Raw genomic sequence first — 24,157 nt, 5'->3', positions numbered from 1 at the left:
TAATAGCAGCAAAAATATAATGTTGCCGCTAAGCTCTAACAATAGGTTTATCCTGCTGACGATAATGGTGATACAAGTACAAACGAACGGTAGAGTTAGCTCCAAATTGACCTAGAGCTAAAAATTAAACCATAAAAAAAAGCCACTAGATTTCTCTAGTGGCTCTTTTTTTAAACACTAACTCAGTCAGGTTAATTACACCAGACTATTTACCGCTTCAACCACAGCGTCAGTCGTGATACCAAACTCTTTGTATAACTGATCTGCAGGCGCAGATTCGCCATAAGTGGTCATACCGATGACTTTGCCATCTAGACCAACGAACTTATACCAGTAATCTACATGCGCCGCTTCTACTGCGACGCGAGCACGGATATTGGCAGGCAATACGGCTTCACGATAGATAGCATCTTGCTCAACGAAAATTTCAGCACATGGCATAGATACCACACGGACGCCAACACCATTTGCGCTCAACGCCTCATACGCTTCCATCGCTAGGCCAACTTCTGAACCAGTGGCGATGATGATGGCTTGTAGCTCGCCTTGTTCTTTTGCCAGTACATAGCCGCCTTTGGTAATGTTGTCTACTTGCTCGCTATCACGCGCTTGATGTGGCAAGCTCTGACGGCTAAAGATCAATGCTGATGGGTTATTTTCTGATTTGATTGCTTCTACCCACGCGCTGGCAGATTCAGTCGCATCACACGGGCGCCATGTACGTAGGTTTGGCGTGGTACGTAGGCTAGTCAATTGCTCAACTGGCTGATGCGTAGGGCCATCTTCACCCAGACCGATAGAGTCATGCGTATACACATGGATGACGCGCTGCTTCATCAATGCGCCCATGCGTACTGCATTACGTGCGTATTCCATAAACATTAGGAACGTCGCTACGTAAGGAATAAAGCCGCCATGCAATGCGATACCATTGGCAATCGCAGTCATACCAAACTCACGTACGCCGTAATAGATGTAGTTGCCGTCAGCATCTTTTTCGATGCCTTTAGCGCCTTTAAATAGCGTGAGGTTTGAGCCTGCTAGGTCGGCTGAACCACCCAATAGTTCTGGCAATAATGGCTGCAAGCTGTTGATAGCATTTTGGCTGGCTTTACGACTAGCGACATCCCCACCCGCTTCTTGAGTTTGCTGAATATAGGCTTGCGCTTGGCTAGCAAAGTCAGCAGGCAACTCGCCATTTAGACGACGTGATAGTTCTGCTGCAAGCTCTGGATAGGCTTTTTTGTATGCTTCAAAGTCCGCATCCCAGTTCTTTTGCTGGACGTCGCCTTTGGCTTTAGCATCCCATGCTTCATAGATTTCGTCGTCTAATTCAAATGGGGCATGCTTCCAAGACAGCGCATCACGAGTCAAGGCGATTTCATCATCACCTAACGGGGCACCATGACTGGCAGCTAGACCTTGCTTGTTCGGGCTACCAGCACCGATCGTGGTTTTGCAGATGATTAGACTTGGCTTAGTAGTCTCTGCAATCGCTTGCTCCGTTGCTCGCGTGATTGCGTCAGTATCATGACCGTCAACTTTGATCACTTGCCAGCCGTATGACTCAAAGCGCGCTTCGGTATCGTCAGTGAACCAACCTTCGACATTACCGTCGATAGAGATACCGTTATCATCATAGAAGAATACCAATTTGCCAAGCGCCAACGTGCCAGCCAATGAGCAAACTTCATGACTAATACCTTCCATCAAGCAGCCATCGCCCAAGAACGCATAGGTATGATGATCGACGACGTTATGACCGTCACGGTTGAACTGTGCGGCTAGCGTCTTTTCTGCAATAGCAAAACCAACGGCATTAGCAATGCCTTGTCCTAGTGGACCAGTCGTCGTTTCTACACCAGGCGTATAACCAAGTTCAGGATGTCCTGGGGTTTTTGAATGCAGCTGACGGAAACCTTTAAGGTCATCAACGCTCACATCGTAACCTGATAAATGTAGCAATGAATAAATAAGCATCGAGCCATGACCGTTTGACAGTACAAAGCGATCACGGTTGTGCCAATTAGGATCAGCTGGATTGTGCTTCAAAAATTTGCGCCACAAAACTTCGGCAATATCAGCCATACCCATTGGCGCACCCGGATGTCCAGAGTTGGCTTTTTGAACCGCGTCAAACGACAGTACACGGATGGCATTGGCTAGTTTACGTTCGTTAATTGGGGTGGGCATAGCGTGTCCTAAGATTGAAGGAAAGTTTATTGGATTAAAAAAGGTTGTTGAACTGAATTTGCTTAGATATCTAAATAGGTGGCTCATTATAAACTAAGTAGCAACAATTTTCCCTGTTACTCCTAGTCCATAACTTGATCGGGTCACATAATAAAAAATCAATTGATCATTAACGACTTCAATATAATGCTTCTCAAATTCTTGATAGCAAACATGCTCAAGCCATTTTTCCTCTAAATAATCTGCCATTTGCTGATAGCTTACGTTATTTGCAAATTTGCAGCGTAACGTAAGCATGCAATTCGTCTCATCATGGCGTTCTTGATAAAGAAAATCACAACCAACATTATTTTCCATACAACAGAAAGATACATTGGCATCTATTTCAAATCCTAACAAATCGTCGCCTATACTTTGGCCATAGATGAGAAATTGTGAGTAATTTAGCTCATCAATTATAGACAAAGTATTTATGATGTCATTACTCTCAGATTTCAATGCGCTCAGCACCGCCCATAAACGGACGTAATACTTCTGGAATCGTGATGCTGCCATCAGCGTTTTGGTGATTTTCCATCACTGCTAATAGCGTACGACCAACCGCTAGACCTGAACCGTTTAAAGTATGAGCCAAGCTGGTTTGCTTGCCATCTTTGACACGCGTACCCATACGGCGCGCTTGGAAATCACCACAGTTAGAGCAGCTAGAGATTTCACGATAGGTATCTTGGCTTGGCAACCATACTTCGATGTCATAGGTTTTTTGTGCGGCAAAACCCATATCGCCAGTACATAGCTGCACTGTACGGTATGGCAACTCAAGCTGCTGCAAGATATATTCAGCCTGCCCTGTCATTGCCTCAAGCAAGTCATCAGATTGCTCAGCGGTGCCAACATTGACCATTTCCACTTTCTCAAACTGATGCTGACGAATCAAGCCGCGAGTATCACGACCGTGTGAGCCTGCCTCACTGCGGAAACATGGCGTATGCGCCGTGAATTTTAGCGGTAGCTCTTTAATATCCAAACGCTCGCCGCGTACCAAGTTGGTCATTGGTACTTCAGCGGTTGGGATCAAATAAAAATCCATCTCATCGTTATTAGTGTGATTGCTCAATTTAAACAAATCATCTTCAAACTTAGGCAACTGACCCGTACCTTTTAAGCTATCGCTATTAACGATATAAGGCACATAGGTCTCAAGATAGCCGTACTTCATAGTATGTGTATTCAACATAAATTGAATCAACGCGCGATGCAGTTGCGCCAATTGCCCTTTGAGCACGTTAAAACGGCTACCAGTCAATTTGGTCGCTGCCTCAAAGTCCAGCATACCAAGCGTCTCACCGATATGTGTATGATCTTGAATTTCAAAGTCAAACGTACGCGGCGTGCCCCATTTGCGCACTTCTACGTTATCGTCCTCTGACGTACCGACTGGTACATCTGCCGCTGGAATATTCGGAATTTGCAAGGCTGCTTGAGTGATACGCTCTTGTAGCGTACGTAGCTCGTCTTCCGCAGCTTTAATTTCACCGCTAACGCTTTGCATCTCAGCCAATAGCTCACTGGCATCTTCGCCTGATTTTTTTAGGGCACCTACTTGCTTTGCACCAGCATTACGGCGCGATTGCAACTCTTCGGTTTTGACTTGTAGAGACTTACGCTCGTTTTCAATCGTTTGCCAGAACTCCATATCAAGCTCATAACCACGGGTGGCTAGCTGCTGTTGTAGGTCGCTTAAATCGCCGCGTAAGAGTTTCGGATCAATCATAGTAGTTGCCTGTAACACTAAAGGTGAGTAAAAGGTTTAAAAGTATTATTAATAAGGTAATTGCCTAGCGTATCGCTATCACGGTCTTTGTGATAACTGGCTATGACGTTATGTTTTATATCAACATATCTTGTAGTCGCTATAATACCAAGACACGGCAGATTTGACCATGTTTTGGATATCTTTGGCTACTTTTCCCTGTTTTTGGCTGACTCTCACTAGGTTTTGTTCATTATGCTAATCGCTTATCACAAGTTATTCTGATTCTAATTTTCACTTTTGCTGTCGTCTAGTCTAAATAAGCTGAGTATAGAGCGTGAACTACGTCATTAATATGGCATCTATCCGTGAACAGTCTTGCTTATATGTTTCATTTAGGAGTACTTTTCGGTAAGATAAGCGCATACCTTTATTCACTTCTAGCCAAGTACAGCATCGCTGCTTCGCTTTGGCAGTTTTAATCCAACGCTTTTAATATAAGTATTTGAGAAACCTTTATGGCCCTGTACCCCTACACGCTCCAACCTGTCGCCTTAAACCTAACTGAGGCTGAATTTCACCAAGCACAGTATGAACTGTTTGCCAGTGCCAGCCCTTCTTTTGGTTTATCAAGCTTTAAGACCAAAGAGTGGATCATCATGGCCGTGATTGTGGTACTCGCTATTGCAGGGCTTATCTTTGTAACAGGCTATTCAACCATTATATTTTGGTTAATGCTGGTTGGTGTGGTGATTTATCTATTGGCACGTACTTTAGGTTTTAAATGGTACGTAAAGAGAGAGTTTGACAAACAAGTGGCCGACCAAGAGATGCCAGATGAAATGCGCCAGATGAAGTTAGGTGTGCAAAAGCATGGTCTAGTCATGGCGATGCCAAGCAACCAGCCTGATATGATGAAAAACTCGCAAATGCGCGGTATGCAAATGCGTGCAGGCGCGACTCAGCAAGCAGTTATTCCTTGGACCTCTATCAAGAGCTGGGATGAGACTGACGACTATATCTTTATGATGTTTGAGCTAAAAGGTCAGCAAGGTAGCCAAATCGTACCAAAACGCTTGCAAGCACAGAAGTTTCCTATCGATACGATACGTCAACATTTACAAGAAGTGGTTCCCGTTAAAGGCTTAAACCCTGAAAACTTGCAGCCACCAGCGTAAATGTAATGAGGTCTCTCTATTGTTTAGAAAAACAGTAGAGAGACTTAGCTTTATTTTTATAAAACCAATCGTAAAATTGTATTTATTAAATTTAACTTATTAATAATAGTTTGCTATTATTATAAGCATCAAAGGGAGCAATAGAGTCTATATTGATAGGTATAGATGAAATCCAAAGTATTTTTCGCTGTATTTTAATTTATTAGAGTCTTTATTCTTCTTTATTTATTATCATATAACTACACTCACACTATAAGGACAATACTATGAGTAATTCTAATAATGCTACTAACCAGATCGGTCTAGAAAAAGCAGACATGAGCGAAGTCATCGCCAAATTAAACAATCTACTATCAACATATCACGTGTTTTATTTAAACGTACGTGGCTATCATTGGAACGTAAAAGGTGAGCATTTCTTTACTTTGCATCCGCAATTTGAAGAACTGTATACGTCACTACAACTCCAAATTGATGAAATCGCTGAGCGCATTTTAACGTTGGGTGGTACACCACTTCACGCTTACAGCGATTTTACGCAGCATACTAGCATCAGTGAAGACAAAAACGTAAAAGATGGCACAAGCTGTGTCAAGGGTGTGGTCACTGGCTTACAAGCGTTAATTGCAGAACAACGTCAAGTATCAGCCCTAGCAGAAGAGAGCGAAGACCAAGGTTCAGCTGACTTAGTAGATGCTTACGTACAAGAGCAAGAAAAACTGGTATGGATGTATAACGCGTTTTTGGGTTAATAGGCGTTAGTTTCTACTCGGCTTAACCTTACTAACTCTAATGATTATCAAACTCCAAATAATAAAAAAGCACCTAATTAGGTGCTTTTTTATTGTCCATCTTTTATAGAATATTGATTTATTTTTCGATCCATTGACGCATTTTTTCGCGTTCAGCAGGTGTGGCTTGTAGCCATACTTGCATAAACGTATCTAACGTACTAGTAGAAGTGTTTACGCTAGTAGTTTGCTTAACAGTAGTCGTGCCAGTGTTGACGTTGCTAGTAGAATTTACTACTGGTTGATCTAAAGAGGCAATAGCACGTTGATTCTGTAGTTCTGCATCACCTGCACCGCCGAATACGCCGCCTAGCGCTTTACCAAGGCCTGAAAATAGACCACCTTGGTTACCGGCCATACTTTGCTGGCTAGCAATGACCGTATTGTTTTGTTGCACAGCGAGCGTAGGCTGCTTGGCATATTCTCTAGCAGCTTCATAATCTTCTGGTTGATTAGGCATAGTCAAACGATATGTTTGATTGTCGGCCAATTGTGCCGTCACACTGACATTACCTGAACGCAAATAATCATGCTCATCACGACGCAAGTTATATAAACGGTCATACTTAGCAGTAATAGCATGTTGTCCAGGCTGTAACGTAAATGTTTTCTGCAGCGGCTGAAAAGCGCTCTGCTGAATTTCCTGTCCATTAATAGCGGTTACTTTGATATGGTCATCAACCTGTAGGGTCACTGCTGCCTGTGACAACATAGAGACCGAGGCAGCCCCTGCCAACAACGTACCTATCGTTAATTTTTTTAGCAAAGAAGCATTCGGTTTCATAAGTTATTCCATTAATAGTAAAAGCGAGTTGGACAAAATATTTGTATTCTTACGGTTATTCATTTTTTGCTGCTAAAAGTCTTACTGCTAAGAGTCTTGCTGCTAAAAATCAAGTGGCATCGTATGTTGGTCTTGATCAGGCGTGTCGTTATCCACTTGCGTCTCTTGAGCGATATCCGCCAGCTCCGCGGCTAGCGTCTGCTCATCGATGGTACGCAGAGCATCACTTATGACTGCTTTTGAGATATTACTGCGACCAAGGTTAGAAAACATTGGTTGAATATAATTAAGTACTTCCATCATCGCACCGATACGATGCGGTCCATCAGTTAGTAAGTGATCAATAATTCGATCGTCAAACTGCCATCCGCGCCGACGCAAAATAGACTGTAATAATGCTTGTCTGTCTGCCAAATCATGACCAGTAGGCACTTTAAAGGTCGGTGCCTGTGCCAGACGCGTCATTAAATCTCTTAACTGGAATGGTAAGTCATCGGCTGGTTTATTAGCGGCAAACAATAACTGGCGTTGCCCTTCTCGGCTACGATTGATCAGGTGAAATAAAGCTTCTTGCCACTGGCTGCTCTGCTCAAGCACTTCCAAATCATCAATAGCGATAAGATCAAAGTTTTCTAACGATGATAGTACGTGAACATCTGTATGAATCAACTCATTAAGGGACAAACAGATAGCCGATTTATCCATTTCGATAAATGACTCGCAAATAGCAGACAGCAAATGGGACTTACCTGTAGCAGGGCTACCAAACAGATATAGTTGACCGATCAGGCCGACATGTAACTGCCGTACTGCATCAATAATCGACATCCAACCGGGACCGGCAAAGTCGCTGAGACTTGCATCATGCTTAATGTCCAGATTGAGACTTAGCTGTGCTTCTGCCATGAATCATCAACTCGTGTTGCGTAGTGCAATGAAAAAATATAATAAAAAAGATAGGTTGCTTTGAGCTGTATTCATTACTATTAATACTAGTCGATACAGCTGTAAGTAATGGCCCTATAGCCTTTGCAAAAATCGGTCAGTCACTTTGTCGAAAACAACGTTAGCAAAACTGGTACCAAAACGGTTGATACTATCAACACTGCGCCTATATATAACATATTTACAAAATGACTGACAAGTCTTTTACCCATTAAGCCTTATCAATCATTGCGTTCCTATCCTAATATTACATATCAATCTTTATCTAGCATGTTCAATAATAAGATAATTATCTTTTTTCAAACAATGCCAGTTGTTTACGACCTTTATAAAAGTCAGTGGTTCGATAATAGCTGTATACATGGCGGAACAGGACGTTTAAGACAGCGGATACTGGTAAGGCGATCAACATACCAACAAAACCTAATAGACTGGCACCTGCCAATACAGCAAATATGACCCACAATGGCGATAGACCAATCTTATCACCTAACAGCAATGGTTGTAGAATATAACCTTCTGCAGCTTGTCCAATCAAGAACGCACCTACGACCAATGACAAATACGTCCAGTCCAATCCGAATTGAAATAGGCAGGCGATAATAGCCGCGATAAAACCAATACCAAATCCTAAATACGGCACAAAACTGGCAATGCCTGCTACCATACCAATGATAAGCCCAAGCTCTAATCCAATGAGCTGTAACTGTACAGCATAAATAGCGCCTAGCAATACCATCACTAGTAATTGCCCTTTGATAAATGCCATCAATGCCAGATCACACTCTTTAGCTATTTCAGTCACTTTTTGGCAGTAAGCACCTGGTATCGCCATTTTCCAGTTATGCAAACGCTGGTCCCAATTAAATAGAAAATAAAAGGTCAAAATAGGCACCAATACAATGAGACCTGCATTATTGATGAAGTTCATACTTGAGGTCAGTATTTGGCTCATCATGGTGCTAGCATCAGCGAACTTATAATTCGTTTGCATATAATCGACGAGAGTATCGGAAAACTCTTTGGACTCTAATTGGGGCAATTTGATACGAGTATTACTATTGAACCACTCTCGTACGACTTGATTGTACCAATTAAATATCTTTGGCAAATAATCCCACGCCGCTTGCAGCTGATGCCACAATGTCGGTACCAACCACCACAATAATAACGCCATCCCCAGTGTAATCGTCGAGTAGACGATAATAATCGCGACCCAGCGCTTGATGTATTTTGATAAGCGCTTGACTAGAGGATTAAATAGGTAAGCCAACATAAAGGCAAAAACGAAGGGTACGATGACGGGCATCATCAAATACAAGAGAAATACAGCCACAACTAATGCCACGACAATAAATAAACGCCGAAAAAAAGGATCTATTGGTTGGTTCATCATGGCAAATAATCCTATAGTTGGACAGGTTTAAAAAAGTGACAGGTTTGAAAAAGTGACAGAGAGTCAGTCAGTGATAGCGATTTCTAAATGATATAACTATAGCCATCACGATGTGTCACTAGGCGAATTGCTTTTTTCTCATTAGTTTTAGCTAGCTAAACTGAGACGTATCAAAGTCCCTAAAAAGCCTGATTCTTAATAAATTTATGTTTCTTAGTTTTTATTCTATCAATCACATTTGAACTTGTATTAAGGCCATTATTGACAATAAATTTAGCGTTCTATTATCGCAGAGTACAACAAAAAATCAGTCATTTTTTGTTTCTTAACGGCTTATTTGCCACTTAATGCAAATCTTAGTCAAATATTGGCAAGTTGCTTTGCGAGTACGGTCTGTTTTTGGGTATAATGCGCGCACTGTCTTTAAACTTTACTTTTGAACTTTATAACGCTGATTTTTGCGTGCTCAATTACTTTACCTTCTAATCCCAATTATCTATCCCCAACTGTGAGATGACTATGAGTGACAAGCCTTCTTTAAGCTACAAAGATGCCGGTGTTGATATCGATGCAGGCGATGCTTTGGTTCAGCGAATCAAGTCCGTTGCAAAAGCCACTACTCGTCCTGAAGTCGTGGGTGGACTTGGCGGTTTTGGTGCGTTATGCCGTATCCCAACAGGTTATACTTCACCATTATTGGTTTCTGGCACTGATGGCGTCGGCACCAAACTAAAATTGGCGCTACAGCTGAACCGTCATGACACGATTGGTATTGATTTGGTCGCGATGTGCGTCAATGATCTATTGGTTTGCGGCGCAGAGCCATTATTCTTCTTAGACTATTATGCAACTGGTAAGCTGGATGTTGATGTAGCGGCGACTGTCGTGACTGGTATTGGTGATGGTTGTAAACTAGCTAACTGTGCGCTCATCGGTGGCGAAACTGCTGAAATGCCAGGCATGTATCAAGATGATGATTACGATCTAGCTGGATTCTGTGTAGGCGTGGTTGAAGAAGCAGAAGTCGTCACTGGTGAAAATGTTGCAGAAGGCGATGTACTGATTGCACTTGCCTCAAGTGGCGCGCACTCAAACGGCTACTCACTGGTTCGTAAAGTCATCGAAGTGAGCGGTGTGGATGTTACAAGTAGCGACGAGCAACTAGACGGTCAGCCTATTCAAGACGCTCTAATGGCTCCTACCCGTATCTATGTAAAAGCAATCAAAGCATTACAAGATACACTTGGTAGCTCAGCCTTACATGCGATGTCACACATCACAGGTGGTGGTCTAACGGATAACTTGCCACGTGTACTACCTGATAATCTAGCGGCTAGCATCGATACCAATAGCTGGCAGTTCTCAGAGCTATTCACTTGGCTACAGACCCAAGGTAATATCGCGCAGAGTGAAATGTACCGTACCTTTAACTGCGGCGTTGGTTTTGTCATCGTTATGCCAAAAGACAAAGCAGATGCTGCTATCCAGACCTTGACTGATGCAGGCGAGACAGCTTGGCAAATAGGTGAAATGATCAAACGCAGCACTGATGACCAGGCGGATGCAGTGGTGTACCGTTAATGTCGATTGATAACGCAAGCCAGCCTATCAAACCATTGCGTATTGCTGTTCTAGTCTCAGGAAGTGGTAGCAACCTGCAAGTGTTAATCAATGCAATGCAAGCAGGTGCGCTACCAATTGAAATCGTTGGTGTCATTAGTAACCGTGAAGATGCTTATGCATTGACACGTGCTAAAGATGCCAATATTCCAGTTGCGGTATTGTCACACGTTGCTAATGGTAAACGTATGGGTATCAAGACGTTTGAAACCCACGCCAACGAGCAGCTAATAGCATGGCAACCTGACTTAATCGTCTTGGCTGGGTTTATGCGTGTATTAAGTGGCTCATTTATCGATAATGTACCAGCGCCTATGATTAACCTTCACCCTTCTCTACTTCCGGTTTATAAGGGTTTAGATACTCATAAACGCGTCATACAAGCGGGTGAACGTCGTCACGGTTGTAGTATTCATAAAGTCACAGCGGAGCTTGATGCAGGTCAGGTATTGACTCAAGCCGTATTGAATGTCGATATCAACGACACTGCAGAGAGCTTACAGTCACGGATTCAGAAGCTTGAACATCAGCTGCTACCTTGGACGATTTTACTACTAGCACAAAATGTATTATCACTTGAAGTAAATAATACATCATCGCAAATGGAAACTTATTTACCTAAGTTGCCTTTGCAATTGCTGATAGACGGATAAAAATCTCAGCTTATTAAGCTGATTTTAATACCACTTTATATAGCGCAATAAAAAGCCCAGCTACTCATTACGAGCAACTGGGCTTTTTTATTTGATAACTATTTGTTATTTACTATCATTTAAAGTCGTAAATAGTTATCTATTTAGCTAATTTGTCTAATTAGTTCATTTTTAGAATACATGAACCGCTTTGATGTTGACAAACTCTTTGATACCAAAACCGCCATGCTCACGGCCATAGCCTGAGTTTTTCACGCCACCAAATGGCAGTGCAGGATTGGCAAGACCATAACCATTGATATAGACCATACCAGTATCAAATTGCTCACGTGCTAAACGAACAGCTTTCTCTTCATCTTTCGAGAAAATCGCGCCACCTAAACCATAACGACTGTCGTTAGCGATGCGCATTGCGTCGTCTTCATCTTTTGCACGAATTAGTGAAGCGACAGGGCCAAATAGTTCGTCATCGTATGCAGGCTGACCTTTTTCAACGTTCTCTAAGATAGTTGCTGGATAAAAGCTACCTTTACCTTCAGGTACCTTACCGCCAACAGCAATCGTTGCACCTTTAGCCACACTCTGCTCTACTTGCTCATGTAGTTGCTCACGTAAATCTGCACGTGCTAATGGACCGATATCTGAGCTATCATCCATTGGATCACCCGCTTTGGTACCTTCAAATTTCTCAACGATACGTTTACGGAACTCATCATATACGCTATCGACTACGATAAAGCGTTTGGCCGCTACACAAGTTTCGCCGTTATTGATTAAACGTGCTTGAGTACAAGTTTCTACTGCAGTTTCGATATCTGCATCTTCTAATACGATAAATGCATCATTTGAACCTAGCTCTAATACCGCTTTCTTAATCGCCTTAGCTGCTTGTTGTCCAACGATTACACCTGCTTTGTCACTACCTGTTAGTGTCACGCCGCGTACTTTGTTATTGCCAATCAATGCTTCTGATTGATCATGGTCAATGATAATCGTACGGAACAAATCACTTGGTAATTCAGACTCGTGAAGAATTTTTTCAATTAGTAGACCAGAGCCTGTTACGTTTGATGCGTGTTTTAGTAAAACACTGTTACCTGCCATCAAGTTTGCGATGGTATAGCGGAATACCTGATACGCTGGGAAGTTCCAAGGCTGCATACCATAGATGATACCGATAGGTTGGTACGTCACTAGCCCTTTCTCCATGCTTTCGATATCGCGTACATCATCAGCTAAAGAAGCGACGCCATTTTCAGCAGTGTAGTCACAAATGGCTTTGCAAAGATCAATCTCTTGCATGCTTTGGCTATACAACTTACCACGCTCTTCAGTCATCAGTTTAGCCAACTCTTCTTTATACTCCATCAGCTTATCACCGATAGATTTGATGACACGACCGCGCTCTTCGTGACTCACTGTACGCCATTCTAAAAATGCGTTATGTGAAGCATCGACAATCTTATTGACTTCGTCGTTGCTCATATAATTATAGTTACTGATTTCTTCGCCCGTGGTTGGGTTAATAGTAGTAATGTCTGACATAGTTACTGTCCTTATTATTCGAATTTATAATTGGAGTTACCGCCACTTGTAATTATTTTGCTGTGACAGTTTTAATTATTAAATTTACGTCGATAGCACAATCTATTGGTAGCTCGTTTTCTATCTGCCGTTATCTTAACAAGCTATTTGATGAAGAGTTTTACAATATATTGTGAAGTGTGTTGAAGATGTTAATAGTGTGACTGAATTATTAAGTATAACTAAATATTATATACTAACTATTAAACGCTAGAACACAAAAAACCAGCCTAGTGGCTGGCCTAATAACTATATAGAGTGGGAGCTAAAGAGAAATATTTTTATTAAAAATTCAGATAATCAGGAATATTCCGCTCTGATAAAAGATAGATTCAACTCACACAAACCAATCAAAACAAATGATTAATGACCGGTATCTCTTGTGGTGGATTTTCTTCTTCAGCGACGACTTGTCGTGCCACATGCATAATTAACTGACGTAACCAGCGATGGGCTGGGTGATGCTGCAACAAAGGAGACCATGCCATCGTAAGCTCAAACTCAGGAATAAAAAACGGCGGATCTTCCATCATAATGCTGTCATTGTTTGCCTGCATTCTTGCCACACGCGTGGGCAAAGTCGCTATCAAATCTTTATTTGCTGCAAGCATAGCAGGCATTTGATAATGTCGAGTAAAGACACTGATTTGGCGTTTTTGACCAAGACGCTGCAGGGCCTGATCGATAGACCCTAGTCCACCAGATTTTTCTGGATTGACCCCAAAGCCCACGCCCATCCCTGTTTTAGATACCCAAACGTGCTGTGCTTTAAGGTAGTTCTTTAAATTAAAACGATTGGCATAAGGACTGTCAGAAGATAATAGGCAGCTAAAAGTATCACGCCATACTAGAACCTGATGGAAACTTTGAGGTATCTCATTAAAACGGTTAATCGCTAAATCAACTCGTCCCTGCTCCATATCTCGATAAGAGACGTCTGATGGAGTCAAAAAGTCCAAAATAACATTGGGTGCTTCAGAACGTAGTGCTTTTACTAGCTTAGGTACTAGGGTCGCTTCGGCATAATCTGATGTCATGATACGGAACACACGAGAAGTACTATAAGGACGGAATTCAGTACGTGGCTCCAACACTTGAGTCAAGTCAGCGAGTATCTCACGGATACGTGGCTGTAACTCAAGGGCACGTTCAGTCGGCGTCATACCCTCAGATGAGCGTACCAATAATGGATCATTAAACAGCTTACGCAAACGGCGCAAGATATTACTCATAGCAGGCTGAGTAATCCCAAGCTGCTCGGCTGCGCGAGTAACGTTTTTTTCTCGTAGCAACACATCTAGATGGACTAACAAATTTAAATCAACCCGCTGCAAATTCATATTTGGTTCTCTTGGCTTTTGAATAAACGCCATATTAAGGCTGGCATTTGTAGTGCTGCTACGGTGATTTGTGCGCTGTAACAGCATAATTTCATTATTTTTTACTAATTTTGTTCTGGATTTTTCTATTAGCTATCCATTATAACTCATTCAACCTATCGTAAGGCCCTGTTATATAAACATTATATCATACAGAAATACCAAAGATAACTATCATAAATTAGATAAATCTTGGTAAGGTGGTTATAGTGAGTTCTATAAAGGATTTGCAGCATAGATGACGAACTTTAGGTTCATAAGCTGTTTTCATCCGATTAAATATTGTCGCTAAGTAATATATTAATGGTTTTTATCAGTCGTTAAATACGGTTAATTGACCTCATTATTGTAACATCTCTTGCTACCAATTATGACATCACTGCCTATTAAGTATTCAGATACCTTTTAGATATATAGTGAGAATCGATAAATATTTATAAACCAGCAATTATTTTCAACTGTTGAGTTCAGCAAATTTCTTGTAATAGCGTAGCGGTTTGTTTAGGGTAAATAGAGCTTCGATAGATAAACGATAGACCAAATTTTGAATATTATTTTTTAGCACAAAGGTTTTAGTAAAGCGGATTTTAGTAAAGCGACAGACCCATTATTTTAACAATTAACTTATTTGTTTTTACACCCCACCAAGGAGACTATAGATGTCAACTGCATATAAATCAGCGATCGACTTAGTACGTGAATTAAAGCAAAAGCACGGCAACTGGCAGAACATTAGCGAAGTTGATGCTGCACGTATGATGTCACAGAACCGTTTCAAAACGGGTTTGGATATCGCAAAATATACTGCAAAAATCATGCGTCAAGACATGGAAGATTATGACAATGATACGTCTCAGTACACACAGTCTTTAGGTGCATGGCATGGTTTTGTTGCACAGCAAACTATGTACGCTAAGAAAAAATATTTCGGTACGACTTCTAAAACTTATATCTACCTTTCAGGTTGGATGGTAGCTGCCCTACGCTCTGAGTTTGGTCCACTACCTGACCAATCTATGCACGAAAAGACGTCAGTACCTAAGCTAATCGAAGAAATCTACACCTTCTTGCGTCAAGCAGATGCTAAAGTATTGAACGACTACTTCCGTGAGCTAAACGCTGCTGAAGAAGCTGGCCAAGACACTTCAGCTATCCTAGAAAAAATCGAAAACTTTGATTCACATGTTGTGCCAATCATCGCTGATATCGATGCAGGTTTCGGTAACGAAGAAGCCACTTACCTATTGACTAAGCAAATGATCGAAGCTGGTGCTTGTGCCATTCAGGTTGAAAACCAAGTATCTGACGCTAAGCAATGTGGCCACCAGGCTGGTAAAGTAACGGTACCGCATGAAGACTTCATCTCTAAGCTAAACGCTATCCGTTATGCATTCCTAGAGCTTGGTGTTGAAGACGGTGTTATCGTTGCTCGTACTGACTCTGAAGGCGCATCACTAACGCAAAAAATTCCAGTATCAAATGAGCCAGGTGACCTTGCTTCTAAATACATCGATTTCATCGAAATGGAAGAAGTAACGCTAGAAAATGCTCAAGAAAATGACAGCCTACTTAAGCATAACGGCAAGCTAGTACGCCCAGTTCGTCTACCTAACGGTCTATATCAGTTCCGTGAAGAGACCAACATTGACCGTGTTGTACTTGACTGTGTAACTGCTCTAGAAAACGGCGCTGACCTACTATGGATCGAAACACCGACTCCAGATGTAGAGCACATCAAAATGATGGTTGACCGTATCAAGGAGCAACAGCCTAAAGCAAAGCTTGTATACAACAACAGCCCATCATTCAACTGGACGCTTAACTTCCGTAAGCAAGTTATCGCACAGTGGGAAGAAGAAGGCAAAGACATCTCTGCATACAATAAAGATGACTTGATGAGTGCTGATTACGACGGTACTGAACTTGATGCTGCAGCTGACGTAGCCGCTAAGAACTTCCAACGTGATGCGTCACGTAAAGCTGGTGTATTCCATCACTTAATCACGCTACCGACTTACCACACGACTGCTCTTAGCGTTCATGAACTTGCTAAAGGCTACTTCGGTGAAGAAGGTATGCTTGCTTATGCAGCTGGCGTACAGCGTAAAGAAATCCGCGAAGGCATCTCTTGTGTTAAGCACCAAGCAATGGCTGGTTCTGACCTTGGCGATGACCACAAAGAAATTTTCTCAGGCGATAACGCTCTGAAAGCTGGCGGCGGCAAGAACACAATGAACCAGTTCTAATAGCCGACAGACTAGCAGTATTTATCAAAAAACCGCCCTACATCATGTAGGGCGGTTTTTTATTGCGGTTTAAATAATCAGAGAATGGTAGACTAATAATTGTTTATCACAACTATCGATCAGAGCCATCAGTCAGAATTATTAGGAGCTAATATGCAAGAGATAGAGCTGAAGTTTTTGGTACCAGAGTCGCGACTAAAGGGTTTAATGCGTCAAACGCACGTTAAATCTTCACAAGTGACGCAACTGGCTGCACATTATTACGATACGCCTGACCAACAGCTTGCACAGGCAGGTATCGGTCTGCGTATTCGCAAAGAAGGTGATACATGGGTCCAAACCATTAAAGCTGGTGGTGATGGTATCGCGGCACGCTTGGAGCACAATGCCGTACTCGATAATGAGCAAGTACAAATAATGCTCGATAATAATGAGCTGATGCCTGATTTAGCGATATATCAAGACACTCCAATCGCTGCAGCATTGGCTGACTTTAAACTCAAAAAGTTAGCGAAGACGCTAACACGCCTGTATGTTACTGACGTCGAGCGCACTACGCGGTTGCTAACAAAAAGTAATGAAGATGAAACCGATAGCTGTATCGAAATGGCTTACGATCAGGGAGAGATTATTCATGGTACTGATGACTCGCTACGTAAAGCTATTCAAGAGATAGAGTTTGAACTGGTGTCAGGAGATTTAGATTTTCTATTTACGACTGCCAAAACATGGTGCAAGCGCTATAAGCTGTGTCTATCTACCGTTACCAAAGCTGAAAACGGTAGCTTACTTATTAACGGACAAAATCACAGTCCAGCGGTCAACGCAAATCTAAGTCAATTGCAAATAGACAAAGACAGTAGTGCGCCTGCTTTTATACGTGCGGTCGTACATAATTGCTTATTACAGATACTACCAAATAGCAGTGCTATCGTCGCTGGCAGCATAGATGACGATCATATTCTACAGTTGCGAATTGGTATTGATCGCTTGCGTACTGCGTTGAAAGCATTTACCGACTTCTCTGATGAGATCAACCCTGAATGGCTGCCGATACTAAAGCAAACTGCAACCTTGCTTAGCGATTACTATCAACTTGCTTATATCAATGTACAGATCGAACCTGAGCTACAAGCATGTGGCGCGCCTGCCGTCGACTGGACAGCAGATATTGAAAATATCAAAATCACGCCCATCAATACGCTACAAGCCAATGATTTTCAGATAACCTTGCTAGAGCTGATTGCCTTTACTATGAGCGACCCAAGCATTGAACCTCAGACTGATCAGCTTGCCTGCGATAAGCTAACGAAAGTCCTCTCTAAACAATATAAGAAATGCCTTAAAACCAATAAAGAAGCTGACGAAGTAAGTGATGAAGTAAGTGTTGCTGAGCTTGTGAGCGATGACACAAATGTAAGCACAGATGTTGCTGATAATGACCAACCTGAAAGCGACCTGCTTAATCAGTTAAAAGATTTGCGTTACATCAGTGAATTTTCCACACCTTTACTAAGTAAGAAAAAAGCTAAAAAGAAAACCAAACGTTGGCTAAAAAGGCTGATAAAAGCGCAAAAAGCGTTAGAAAAACTAAACGATGATAATCAACATCAGCAGTTCTATGAGTTGAAATCAAAGACAGATACTAATGCTTTATATGGTACAGGTTGGTTTACGGCCATACTGACTGATGACCAGAGTCATATTGATGCACGTTTAGCAAAATTTGCGGACAGCTCAACGTTTTGGTAATAGTAATATCATTTTTATGACAGATACTGCTTTCATAAAGTAAAACCGCTCCATAAAAAAGACAGCTAGTTATATAACCAGCTGTCTTTTTTTATTGTGTTTAAATAGTTTCTGTCAGCGCCATAGCTAAATTTGTGCGCAACACGACCTAGTCAGCAACAATCGTAACAGGCATACCTTCTTCTACTTGCTCAAATAATTCTACAATATCTTTATTACGCATACGGATACAGCCATGTGATAGCGGAATACTCATTGGTTCAGTATCTGGTGTACCGTGAATATAGATATAGCGCTCATAAGTATCGCAACCACCTTGGCCATTACTACCTTTGTTTAACCCTTCTTCAAGACCGCTTAACCAAAGAATACGGCTCAATATCCAGTCACGCTTGGGATGTAGCTCACCAAGATTGGCATCATATATCTCACCTGTCGGCACACGCCCGACAAATACCGCATTCATAGGCTCGCTACCACCTATTTTTTGTTCAATGACATGCCTACCAAGCGGTGTGCAACCACTATCCTGCTGACTACCAATACCATTCTTTGCAGTGGAGACTACGTATCTCGCGACCTCAGTCTGCTGCTGGTACAGCGTTAATGTTTGCTCAGCGATATTAATCACGAGTTGTTTATCAAGCGTCTTATTATTGGTCATAAATGCTTCCGACTATTAGTCATTCATCAGATTACTATCAAGGTTATTAGTAAAATGATTGAAAATTTCTATTATCAAGGGATTGTATCAAGACATTTGGCACCGTAATATAGGGGCACACTTTTTGATGCTAGCAGATTATGACGACTATTTCACCGACACGTGTGTCGATGTATGATTTTTTATATCATGATACCCAGCCTATGCTGTCACTTTTGGCCGATGCGGCACAGCTCTCTCTACCGCAAGCTCGCTTAGGGATGGATGCCAGTCTACAAGCCATCGTAAGTGCGCTGCTCGCCTATCAGCAGCGTCATCAAGGACAGGCAGTCAGCAAAAAACTGTTTAGTCGTAGTGCTGTCAAAGAGTTACGACAGTATAACTCAATGAACTTTGCCACCATTAGCGCCACACTCTATCATCGTCACGATGCGGCAGATGCTGTATTTAGTGATAATGCCCGTGTCATAAAGGCAAGCGAACATATCGCTGAGAAGATTGATGCAACGATGCAGCAAGCTCAAACTCTACTCACTTCATTGTGCGTAATTGTGCTACGTGAATTGGCTATCCTGACAGAATACAGTCAACTAGACAGTGATGAGATCAATAAATGGTTTGCACTACAACCACAGTTTTTATCAGCGGCTCGATTTATCCCAGAGCATACGCATACCTTATCTGCTGAGACAGAAAGCAATAGTGACCTGCTCGAATTAACTACTGAAGCTGCTGAAGCGATAGAGAACAATCAAGAGAATAATGCGGAGCATACGTTATTAAATGCTAAGCAGTTATCAAGCACTCCACCTTCTTTTGATCCTTACTGGTATGAGCTGACCGGATTCAAACCTGAAAACTATGAACCCGTGCAAGACATGCAAATGGCAACAGGCAATTACTTAAAAGCCATTGGACGCTCACCTGACAATCTACAGCAAGGTCGTCACAACGATATGCTGGTATTTACGGACATGCATGCCGTTGCCTTACCACATCAACGTTGGTTATTACAGTTAGCCAAAATATCAGATATCTATCTCAGTCGAAATCGACTGCGCGTTAATTCTGAACCAGCCAATCCGCCTAAACCGCCTTTGGTGAGTTTGGGACTAATCGGCGGCAATAACGACAACACACCGACCACTACTAGTGAAAAGCCCATCGAGTATGAGGCTTCCACACCGCTATGGAAAAATCCTGTCATTCTTATCATCATACTTGTCGTTGGTGTCCTTGGTGCGCTCGCTACCTTAAAGTACCAATCGCAAAAATCTAACGGTGCTATCCTTGCAACTGAAGAAGTGTTAGAACAAGATGCTATTGATGAGCGTCAACAGCAAGATGTGGCCATTGTAATGGTAGACGAAGATGAATCTGACGTTGTAGAGACAGAAAAAGCTGAATAAAAAGATTTACTGTTAAGACAGCCACTCTCAAAGTAATGGTTTTATTAATAAGTTATTAGCCATAAAAAAAGAGGCTCTATATTAATAGAGCCTCTTTTTTGTTGTGCGATCTAAGTTACGAATTGGCTATCAGTAGCCCAAAAACTTACTTAGATAAATCGCGACCACGGCTAGCTTCGATAGCTAGACGTAAGCCATTTAGACGTATAAAGCCTTCTGCGTCTTTTTGATCATAAGCACCCGCATCATCTTCGAAAGTGGCGATTTTTTCATCAAATAATGAATCGTCAGATTTACGGCCGACGACGCTCACGCTACCTTTATACAGTTTTACACGTACAGTACCGTTGACGTATTCTTGTGACTTGTCAATCAATGCTTGTAGCATCATACGCTCAGGGCTGAACCAATAGCCATTGTAGATGATTTTTGCATAGCGTGGCATTAGCTCATCTTTTAGATGGGCAGCTTCACGATCAAGCGTTAACGACTCAATACCTCGATGCGCTTTTAACATAATAGTACCCGCTGGCGTCTCATAGCAACCACGTGACTTCATGCCTACGTAACGGTTTTCAACGATATCTAAACGGCCGATACCGTGTTTGCCACCGATTTCGTTCAGCTTAATCATGACTTCATAAGGCTTAAGCGCTTCGCCATCGATAGCAACGATGTCGCCTTTTTCGTATTCTAGTTCTAGATATTGCGCTTCATCAGGTGCTTCTTCTGGGCTAACAGACCAGCGCCACATGTCATCTTCTGCTTCAGTATATGGTTCTTCTAGGACACCGCCTTCATAAGAGATGTGTAATAAGTTAGCATCCATTGAGTAAGGAGATTTTTTCTTATTGCCCGCATAATCGATTGCGATATCATGCTCTTCAGCATATTTCATCAGGCTTTCACGGCTTGATAGATCCCACTCGCGCCAAGGAGCAATAGTCACTACGTCTGGTGACAAAGCGACAGCACCTAGCTCAAAACGAACTTGGTCATTGCCTTTACCAGTCGCACCATGGCTGATAGCATCGGCGTTATGTTCTTTAGCAATCTCAACCAAACGCTTGGCAATCAATGGACGAGCAATGGACGTACCTAATAAGTACTCACCTTCGTAAATGGCGTTAGCACGGAACATAGGGAATACATAATCACGAGCGAACTCTTCGCGCAAGTCTTCAATATGGATATGCTTGATACCCATTGCTTGAGCTTTGGCTCGTGCTGGCTCAACTTCTTCGCCTTGACCGATATCAGCGGTAAAGGTGATTACTTCCGCATCATAAGTTTCTTGTAGCCATTTAGCGATGATTGAGGTATCAAGACCACCTGAATAAGCCAAGACGATTTTATTGATATTTTTTGGATCAAGTTGAGCCATGAATAACTCCCATTATGAAATATAGTTTTAGAAAAGGCGACGATCAAATCAAAAGCAAGTCGAACGATAATTACCTGCTCAGTGTACATCATATTTACTATGGGCAAAAGTCTAACTGCCATAAGGCGTGCGCTTTTGACTTAAATTCTAGTCAACCTCATTTTTGCCATCAGAATTTAAACATCGTTTAAAGATAAGATATTCATCTTAGCTCGATGAATTATGTACAGATATCTAGCCTTATATTTAGTCAAGTGGGCAAATCTGTTATGATAGACCCACAGTATTACTCCCTTTTGTTTCCTTTATTTGACGATATAGAGCGCTTTGACACTATGACTGATTCGATTAGAGAATTGACCATCCTTCAGCCAGATGACTGGCATATTCATTTGCGTGACGATCTCGCTTTGAGCACGACCGTACCTCATGCAGCAAGCAGCTTCAACCGTGTCATCTGTATGCCAAACCTTGTGCCTCCAGTCAAAAATGCACAAGAGGCTATTGCCTACCGCGCACGTATTATGGAGCAGTTAAAATCAAGCAATTTAAGTCTTGAGCGCAAGTCAGCTTTCGATCCGCGTATGACTCTATACTTAACGGATAACACCACTGCCCAAGATATTGAGTTGGCAGCGCAGTCAGGTATCGTACAAGCTGTCAAACTCTACCCTGCTGGAGCGACTACCAACTCTGCAGACGGCGTCACCAACATCAATGCCTGCGTCGATGTCTTTGAAGCATTAGAAAAGTACAACTTGCCACTACTGATACATGGCGAAGTGACACAAGACCATATAGATATCTTTGATCGCGAAAAGCGTTTCTTAGACGAAGTATTAGCACAAATTATCGTGAAATTCCCTACGTTGAAAATAGTAGTAGAGCACATCACTACCAGCGATGCGGCAGATTTTGTATTGTCACAAGGCAACCATGTTGCTGCCACCATCACGCCGCAGCATTTGATGTTTAACCGCAATCATCTCTTGGTTGGTGGTATCAAACCGCATTTTTATTGCCTACCTATTTTAAAGCGTGAAAGCCACCAGAAAGTGCTATTAGATGTGGCCACCAGTGGTAATCCAAAGTTCTTCTTGGGTACTGACTCTGCGCCACATGCGACAGATAAAAAAGAAGCCGCTTGTGGCTGTGCAGGTTGCTATAGTGCAGCCACGGCGCTGCCTTTGTATGCGACCGCCTTTGATAGTGTTGGAAAAATAGACAAGCTGGAGGGTTTTGCCAGTCGTTTTGGCGCTCAGTTCTACGGCTTACCTCTCAATGAAAGCACGATCACGCTTGTCAACACGCCTATGCAAGTACCGACTGACTATCCTTATTTTGATGGCGCATCATTGACTCCCCTAATGGCAGGTGAAACGCTACCTTGGTCGATTAAGGCTTAACGCCCGCAAAGCTTAGTATTCAATAAACGACCTATTATTTTATCCTATGATACTAATGATACCTTTGTAGTAGATTTCTTTGTACTAAAGGTACAGTTAGTATCATAGGATGTTTATTTTTTATTCAATATATTAGTACGACTGATAAAGGTGATTTAACTTTATATGACCAATCAAAACATAGCGACCTTGCCTGACGAAGACTTATCAAACCCTAAATCTGCTAGTCCTGATGCTACTCTAAGCACTTCCGCTGAAGATGCAGCTTCAGCGACAGATGAGCAAGCGCCTATGGCCTTAAAAGACCGCTTTCGCAAGTTCTTGCCTGTCGTCGTCGACGTGGAAACAGCAGGTTTCAACGCCCAGACCGATGCACTGTTAGAAATTGCCTGTATTCCTGTCTTACTGAATGAACAAGGTGTATTTTATCCAGGTGAAGCTTTCAACGCTCATATCGAGCCTTTTGAAGGCGCAAATTTAGAGCCAAGTGCGCTTGCCTTTACCGGCATTGACCCTAAAAACCCAATGCGCAAAGCTATTGCTGAAGATGAAAAAACAGCATTGCGCCGCATCTTTAAAGGGTTAAAAGACGTACGCCGTGACGAAGAATGCCGTCAATGTGTCTTAATTGGGCACAATGCTCATTTTGACTTAGCTTTTTTGAATGCAGCTGTGCTACGAACTAATAGCAAAAATCACAATCCATTTCATAATTTTTCAGTATTTGATACCGTCACCTTATCAGCATTAGCGTTTGGTCAAACCGTTCTAGCACGCGCTTGTAAGGCAGCAGGGTTAGAGTTTGATGGCAAAAATGCTCACTCAGCTCTGTATGACACTCAAAAGACTGCTGAGCTATTCTGTCATATACTGAATAACTACCCTATGTTGGCCAATGCACTGCATAATGAAGACGCGAAAGAAGAGTCAGCTGATAGCGACAGTCAATAAGTCACATATCCTATATTGCCAATAATACATAATAGTGCTATTTGTAATACTTGATGACTTTGACATCTT

General features: G+C 42.1%; 19 protein-coding genes. 9 read left to right on the top strand and 10 right to left on the bottom strand.

Going from position 1 to position 24,157, the window contains the following annotated elements:
* Window positions 1–195 precede the first annotated feature (195 nt).
* From tkt to serS, 3 genes are all read right to left on the bottom strand, one after another.
* Window positions 196–2,193, bottom strand: a complete 1,998-nt coding sequence (gene tkt / locus JMX96_RS10060; protein ID WP_201568875.1) for a transketolase — start codon at window positions 2,191–2,193, stop codon at window positions 196–198.
* A 93-nt stretch (window positions 2,194–2,286) separates the two neighbouring features.
* The gene (locus tag JMX96_RS10055) at window positions 2,287–2,592 is read right to left on the bottom strand and encodes a hypothetical protein (RefSeq protein WP_201568874.1); all 306 of its coding nucleotides are present in this window, start codon (window positions 2,590–2,592) and stop codon (window positions 2,287–2,289) included.
* Window positions 2,593–2,680: 88 nt separating this feature from the next.
* On the bottom strand, window positions 2,681–3,967 hold the full coding sequence (serS, locus tag JMX96_RS10050) for a serine--tRNA ligase (RefSeq protein ID WP_201568873.1): 1,287 nt from the start codon (window positions 3,965–3,967) through the stop codon (window positions 2,681–2,683).
* Between the two features lie 497 nt (window positions 3,968–4,464).
* Here serS and JMX96_RS10045 point away from each other — a divergent pair, with 497 nt between their 5' ends.
* Both JMX96_RS10045 and JMX96_RS10040 read left to right on the top strand, forming a co-directional pair.
* Window positions 4,465–5,124 carry a YcxB family protein gene (locus tag JMX96_RS10045; protein WP_201568872.1) on the top strand — a complete coding sequence of 220 codons (660 nt, stop codon included), beginning with the start codon at window positions 4,465–4,467 and terminating at the stop codon, window positions 5,122–5,124.
* A gap of 266 nt (window positions 5,125–5,390) precedes the next feature.
* The gene (locus JMX96_RS10040) at window positions 5,391–5,876 is read left to right on the top strand and encodes a Dps family protein (protein WP_160022561.1); all 486 of its coding nucleotides are present in this window, start codon (window positions 5,391–5,393) and stop codon (window positions 5,874–5,876) included.
* A gap of 118 nt (window positions 5,877–5,994) precedes the next feature.
* Here the strand turns inward: JMX96_RS10040 and JMX96_RS10035 are convergent, their stop codons facing one another.
* The 3 genes from JMX96_RS10035 to JMX96_RS10025 form a co-directional block, all read right to left on the bottom strand.
* A complete protein-coding gene (locus tag JMX96_RS10035) occupies window positions 5,995–6,699 on the bottom strand; it encodes a DUF2057 family protein (protein WP_201568871.1) in 705 nt (234 codons plus the stop codon).
* A gap of 102 nt (window positions 6,700–6,801) precedes the next feature.
* A complete protein-coding gene (hda, locus tag JMX96_RS10030; RefSeq protein ID WP_102093670.1) occupies window positions 6,802–7,605 on the bottom strand; it encodes a DnaA regulatory inactivator Hda in 804 nt (267 codons plus the stop codon).
* A 328-nt stretch (window positions 7,606–7,933) separates the two neighbouring features.
* Window positions 7,934–9,040, bottom strand: coding sequence for an AI-2E family transporter (locus JMX96_RS10025; RefSeq protein ID WP_201568870.1), 1,107 nt, complete (start codon window positions 9,038–9,040; stop codon window positions 7,934–7,936).
* A gap of 519 nt (window positions 9,041–9,559) precedes the next feature.
* Between JMX96_RS10025 and purM the strand changes: the two genes are divergently transcribed.
* Window positions 9,560–10,621 carry a phosphoribosylformylglycinamidine cyclo-ligase gene (purM, locus tag JMX96_RS10020; protein ID WP_201568869.1) on the top strand — a complete coding sequence of 354 codons (1,062 nt, stop codon included), beginning with the start codon at window positions 9,560–9,562 and terminating at the stop codon, window positions 10,619–10,621.
* Entirely contained in the window at window positions 10,621–11,313 is a 693-nt protein-coding gene (gene purN / locus JMX96_RS10015) for a phosphoribosylglycinamide formyltransferase (RefSeq protein WP_201568868.1), read from the top strand. Before purM ends, purN begins: the two co-directional genes overlap by 1 nt.
* 171 nt (window positions 11,314–11,484) lie before the next feature.
* Here purN and JMX96_RS10010 read toward each other — a convergent pair whose 3' ends face one another.
* Both JMX96_RS10010 and JMX96_RS10005 read right to left on the bottom strand, forming a co-directional pair.
* Entirely contained in the window at window positions 11,485–12,858 is a 1,374-nt protein-coding gene (locus JMX96_RS10010; protein WP_201568867.1) for an NAD-dependent succinate-semialdehyde dehydrogenase, read from the bottom strand.
* Window positions 12,859–13,247: 389 nt separating this feature from the next.
* Window positions 13,248–14,237, bottom strand: a complete 990-nt coding sequence (locus JMX96_RS10005) for a LysR family transcriptional regulator (RefSeq protein ID WP_057761159.1) — start codon at window positions 14,235–14,237, stop codon at window positions 13,248–13,250.
* Window positions 14,238–14,935: 698 nt separating this feature from the next.
* Between JMX96_RS10005 and JMX96_RS10000 the strand changes: the two genes are divergently transcribed.
* On the top strand, window positions 14,936–16,522 hold the full coding sequence (locus JMX96_RS10000; RefSeq protein ID WP_201568866.1) for an isocitrate lyase: 1,587 nt from the start codon (window positions 14,936–14,938) through the stop codon (window positions 16,520–16,522).
* A gap of 153 nt (window positions 16,523–16,675) precedes the next feature.
* Window positions 16,676–18,274 carry a CYTH and CHAD domain-containing protein gene (locus JMX96_RS09995; protein ID WP_201568865.1) on the top strand — a complete coding sequence of 533 codons (1,599 nt, stop codon included), beginning with the start codon at window positions 16,676–16,678 and terminating at the stop codon, window positions 18,272–18,274.
* Window positions 18,275–18,422: 148 nt separating this feature from the next.
* On the opposite strand, the gene JMX96_RS09990 is transcribed toward JMX96_RS09995, so the two are convergent.
* Entirely contained in the window at window positions 18,423–18,938 is a 516-nt protein-coding gene (locus JMX96_RS09990; RefSeq protein ID WP_201568864.1) for a L,D-transpeptidase, read from the bottom strand.
* Between the two features lie 140 nt (window positions 18,939–19,078).
* Here JMX96_RS09990 and JMX96_RS09985 point away from each other — a divergent pair, with 140 nt between their 5' ends.
* Complete coding sequence (locus JMX96_RS09985; protein ID WP_201568863.1) at window positions 19,079–20,347, top strand: hypothetical protein; 1,269 nt, start codon at window positions 19,079–19,081, stop codon at window positions 20,345–20,347.
* 145 nt (window positions 20,348–20,492) lie between these two features.
* On the opposite strand, the gene JMX96_RS09980 is transcribed toward JMX96_RS09985, so the two are convergent.
* Window positions 20,493–21,731 carry an argininosuccinate synthase gene (locus JMX96_RS09980; protein ID WP_057761167.1) on the bottom strand — a complete coding sequence of 413 codons (1,239 nt, stop codon included), beginning with the start codon at window positions 21,729–21,731 and terminating at the stop codon, window positions 20,493–20,495.
* Window positions 21,732–22,066: 335 nt separating this feature from the next.
* Here JMX96_RS09980 and pyrC point away from each other — a divergent pair, with 335 nt between their 5' ends.
* Complete coding sequence (gene pyrC / locus JMX96_RS09975; RefSeq protein ID WP_201568862.1) at window positions 22,067–23,137, top strand: dihydroorotase; 1,071 nt, start codon at window positions 22,067–22,069, stop codon at window positions 23,135–23,137.
* A gap of 291 nt (window positions 23,138–23,428) precedes the next feature.
* On the top strand, window positions 23,429–24,088 hold the full coding sequence (gene rnt / locus JMX96_RS09970) for a ribonuclease T (protein ID WP_101206451.1): 660 nt from the start codon (window positions 23,429–23,431) through the stop codon (window positions 24,086–24,088).
* Window positions 24,089–24,157: the final 69 nt, after the last annotated feature.

Origin of the sequence: Psychrobacter sp. JCM 18900, from assembly GCF_904846625.1 — a bacterium.
Lineage (GTDB): Bacteria > Pseudomonadota > Gammaproteobacteria > Pseudomonadales > Moraxellaceae > Psychrobacter.
This window is presented reverse-complemented; position numbering and strand designations above follow the sequence as displayed.

What these genes read in the sequence shown, in the direction of transcription:
- serS (WP_201568873.1), bottom strand. Translation starts at nt 3,967, where the DNA reads ATGATTGATCCGAAACTCTTACGCGGCGATTTAAGCGACCTACAACAG.
- JMX96_RS09995 (WP_201568865.1), top strand. Translation starts at nt 16,676, where the DNA reads ATGCAAGAGATAGAGCTGAAGTTTTTGGTACCAGAGTCGCGACTAAAG.
- JMX96_RS09980 (WP_057761167.1), bottom strand. Translation starts at nt 21,731, where the DNA reads ATGGCTCAACTTGATCCAAAAAATATCAATAAAATCGTCTTGGCTTAT.
- purM (WP_201568869.1), top strand. Translation starts at nt 9,560, where the DNA reads ATGAGTGACAAGCCTTCTTTAAGCTACAAAGATGCCGGTGTTGATATC.
- purN (WP_201568868.1), top strand. Translation starts at nt 10,621, where the DNA reads ATGTCGATTGATAACGCAAGCCAGCCTATCAAACCATTGCGTATTGCT.
- JMX96_RS10045 (WP_201568872.1), top strand. Translation starts at nt 4,465, where the DNA reads ATGGCCCTGTACCCCTACACGCTCCAACCTGTCGCCTTAAACCTAACT.
- JMX96_RS10025 (WP_201568870.1), bottom strand. Translation starts at nt 9,040, where the DNA reads ATGATGAACCAACCAATAGATCCTTTTTTTCGGCGTTTATTTATTGTC.
- JMX96_RS10040 (WP_160022561.1), top strand. Translation starts at nt 5,391, where the DNA reads ATGAGTAATTCTAATAATGCTACTAACCAGATCGGTCTAGAAAAAGCA.
- hda (WP_102093670.1), bottom strand. Translation starts at nt 7,605, where the DNA reads ATGGCAGAAGCACAGCTAAGTCTCAATCTGGACATTAAGCATGATGCA.
- tkt (WP_201568875.1), bottom strand. Translation starts at nt 2,193, where the DNA reads ATGCCCACCCCAATTAACGAACGTAAACTAGCCAATGCCATCCGTGTA.
- JMX96_RS09985 (WP_201568863.1), top strand. Translation starts at nt 19,079, where the DNA reads ATGACGACTATTTCACCGACACGTGTGTCGATGTATGATTTTTTATAT.
- JMX96_RS09990 (WP_201568864.1), bottom strand. Translation starts at nt 18,938, where the DNA reads ATGACCAATAATAAGACGCTTGATAAACAACTCGTGATTAATATCGCT.
- rnt (WP_101206451.1), top strand. Translation starts at nt 23,429, where the DNA reads ATGGCCTTAAAAGACCGCTTTCGCAAGTTCTTGCCTGTCGTCGTCGAC.
- JMX96_RS10000 (WP_201568866.1), top strand. Translation starts at nt 14,936, where the DNA reads ATGTCAACTGCATATAAATCAGCGATCGACTTAGTACGTGAATTAAAG.
- JMX96_RS10005 (WP_057761159.1), bottom strand. Translation starts at nt 14,237, where the DNA reads ATGAATTTGCAGCGGGTTGATTTAAATTTGTTAGTCCATCTAGATGTG.
- JMX96_RS10035 (WP_201568871.1), bottom strand. Translation starts at nt 6,699, where the DNA reads ATGAAACCGAATGCTTCTTTGCTAAAAAAATTAACGATAGGTACGTTG.
- JMX96_RS10010 (WP_201568867.1), bottom strand. Translation starts at nt 12,858, where the DNA reads ATGTCAGACATTACTACTATTAACCCAACCACGGGCGAAGAAATCAGT.
- pyrC (WP_201568862.1), top strand. Translation starts at nt 22,067, where the DNA reads ATGACTGATTCGATTAGAGAATTGACCATCCTTCAGCCAGATGACTGG.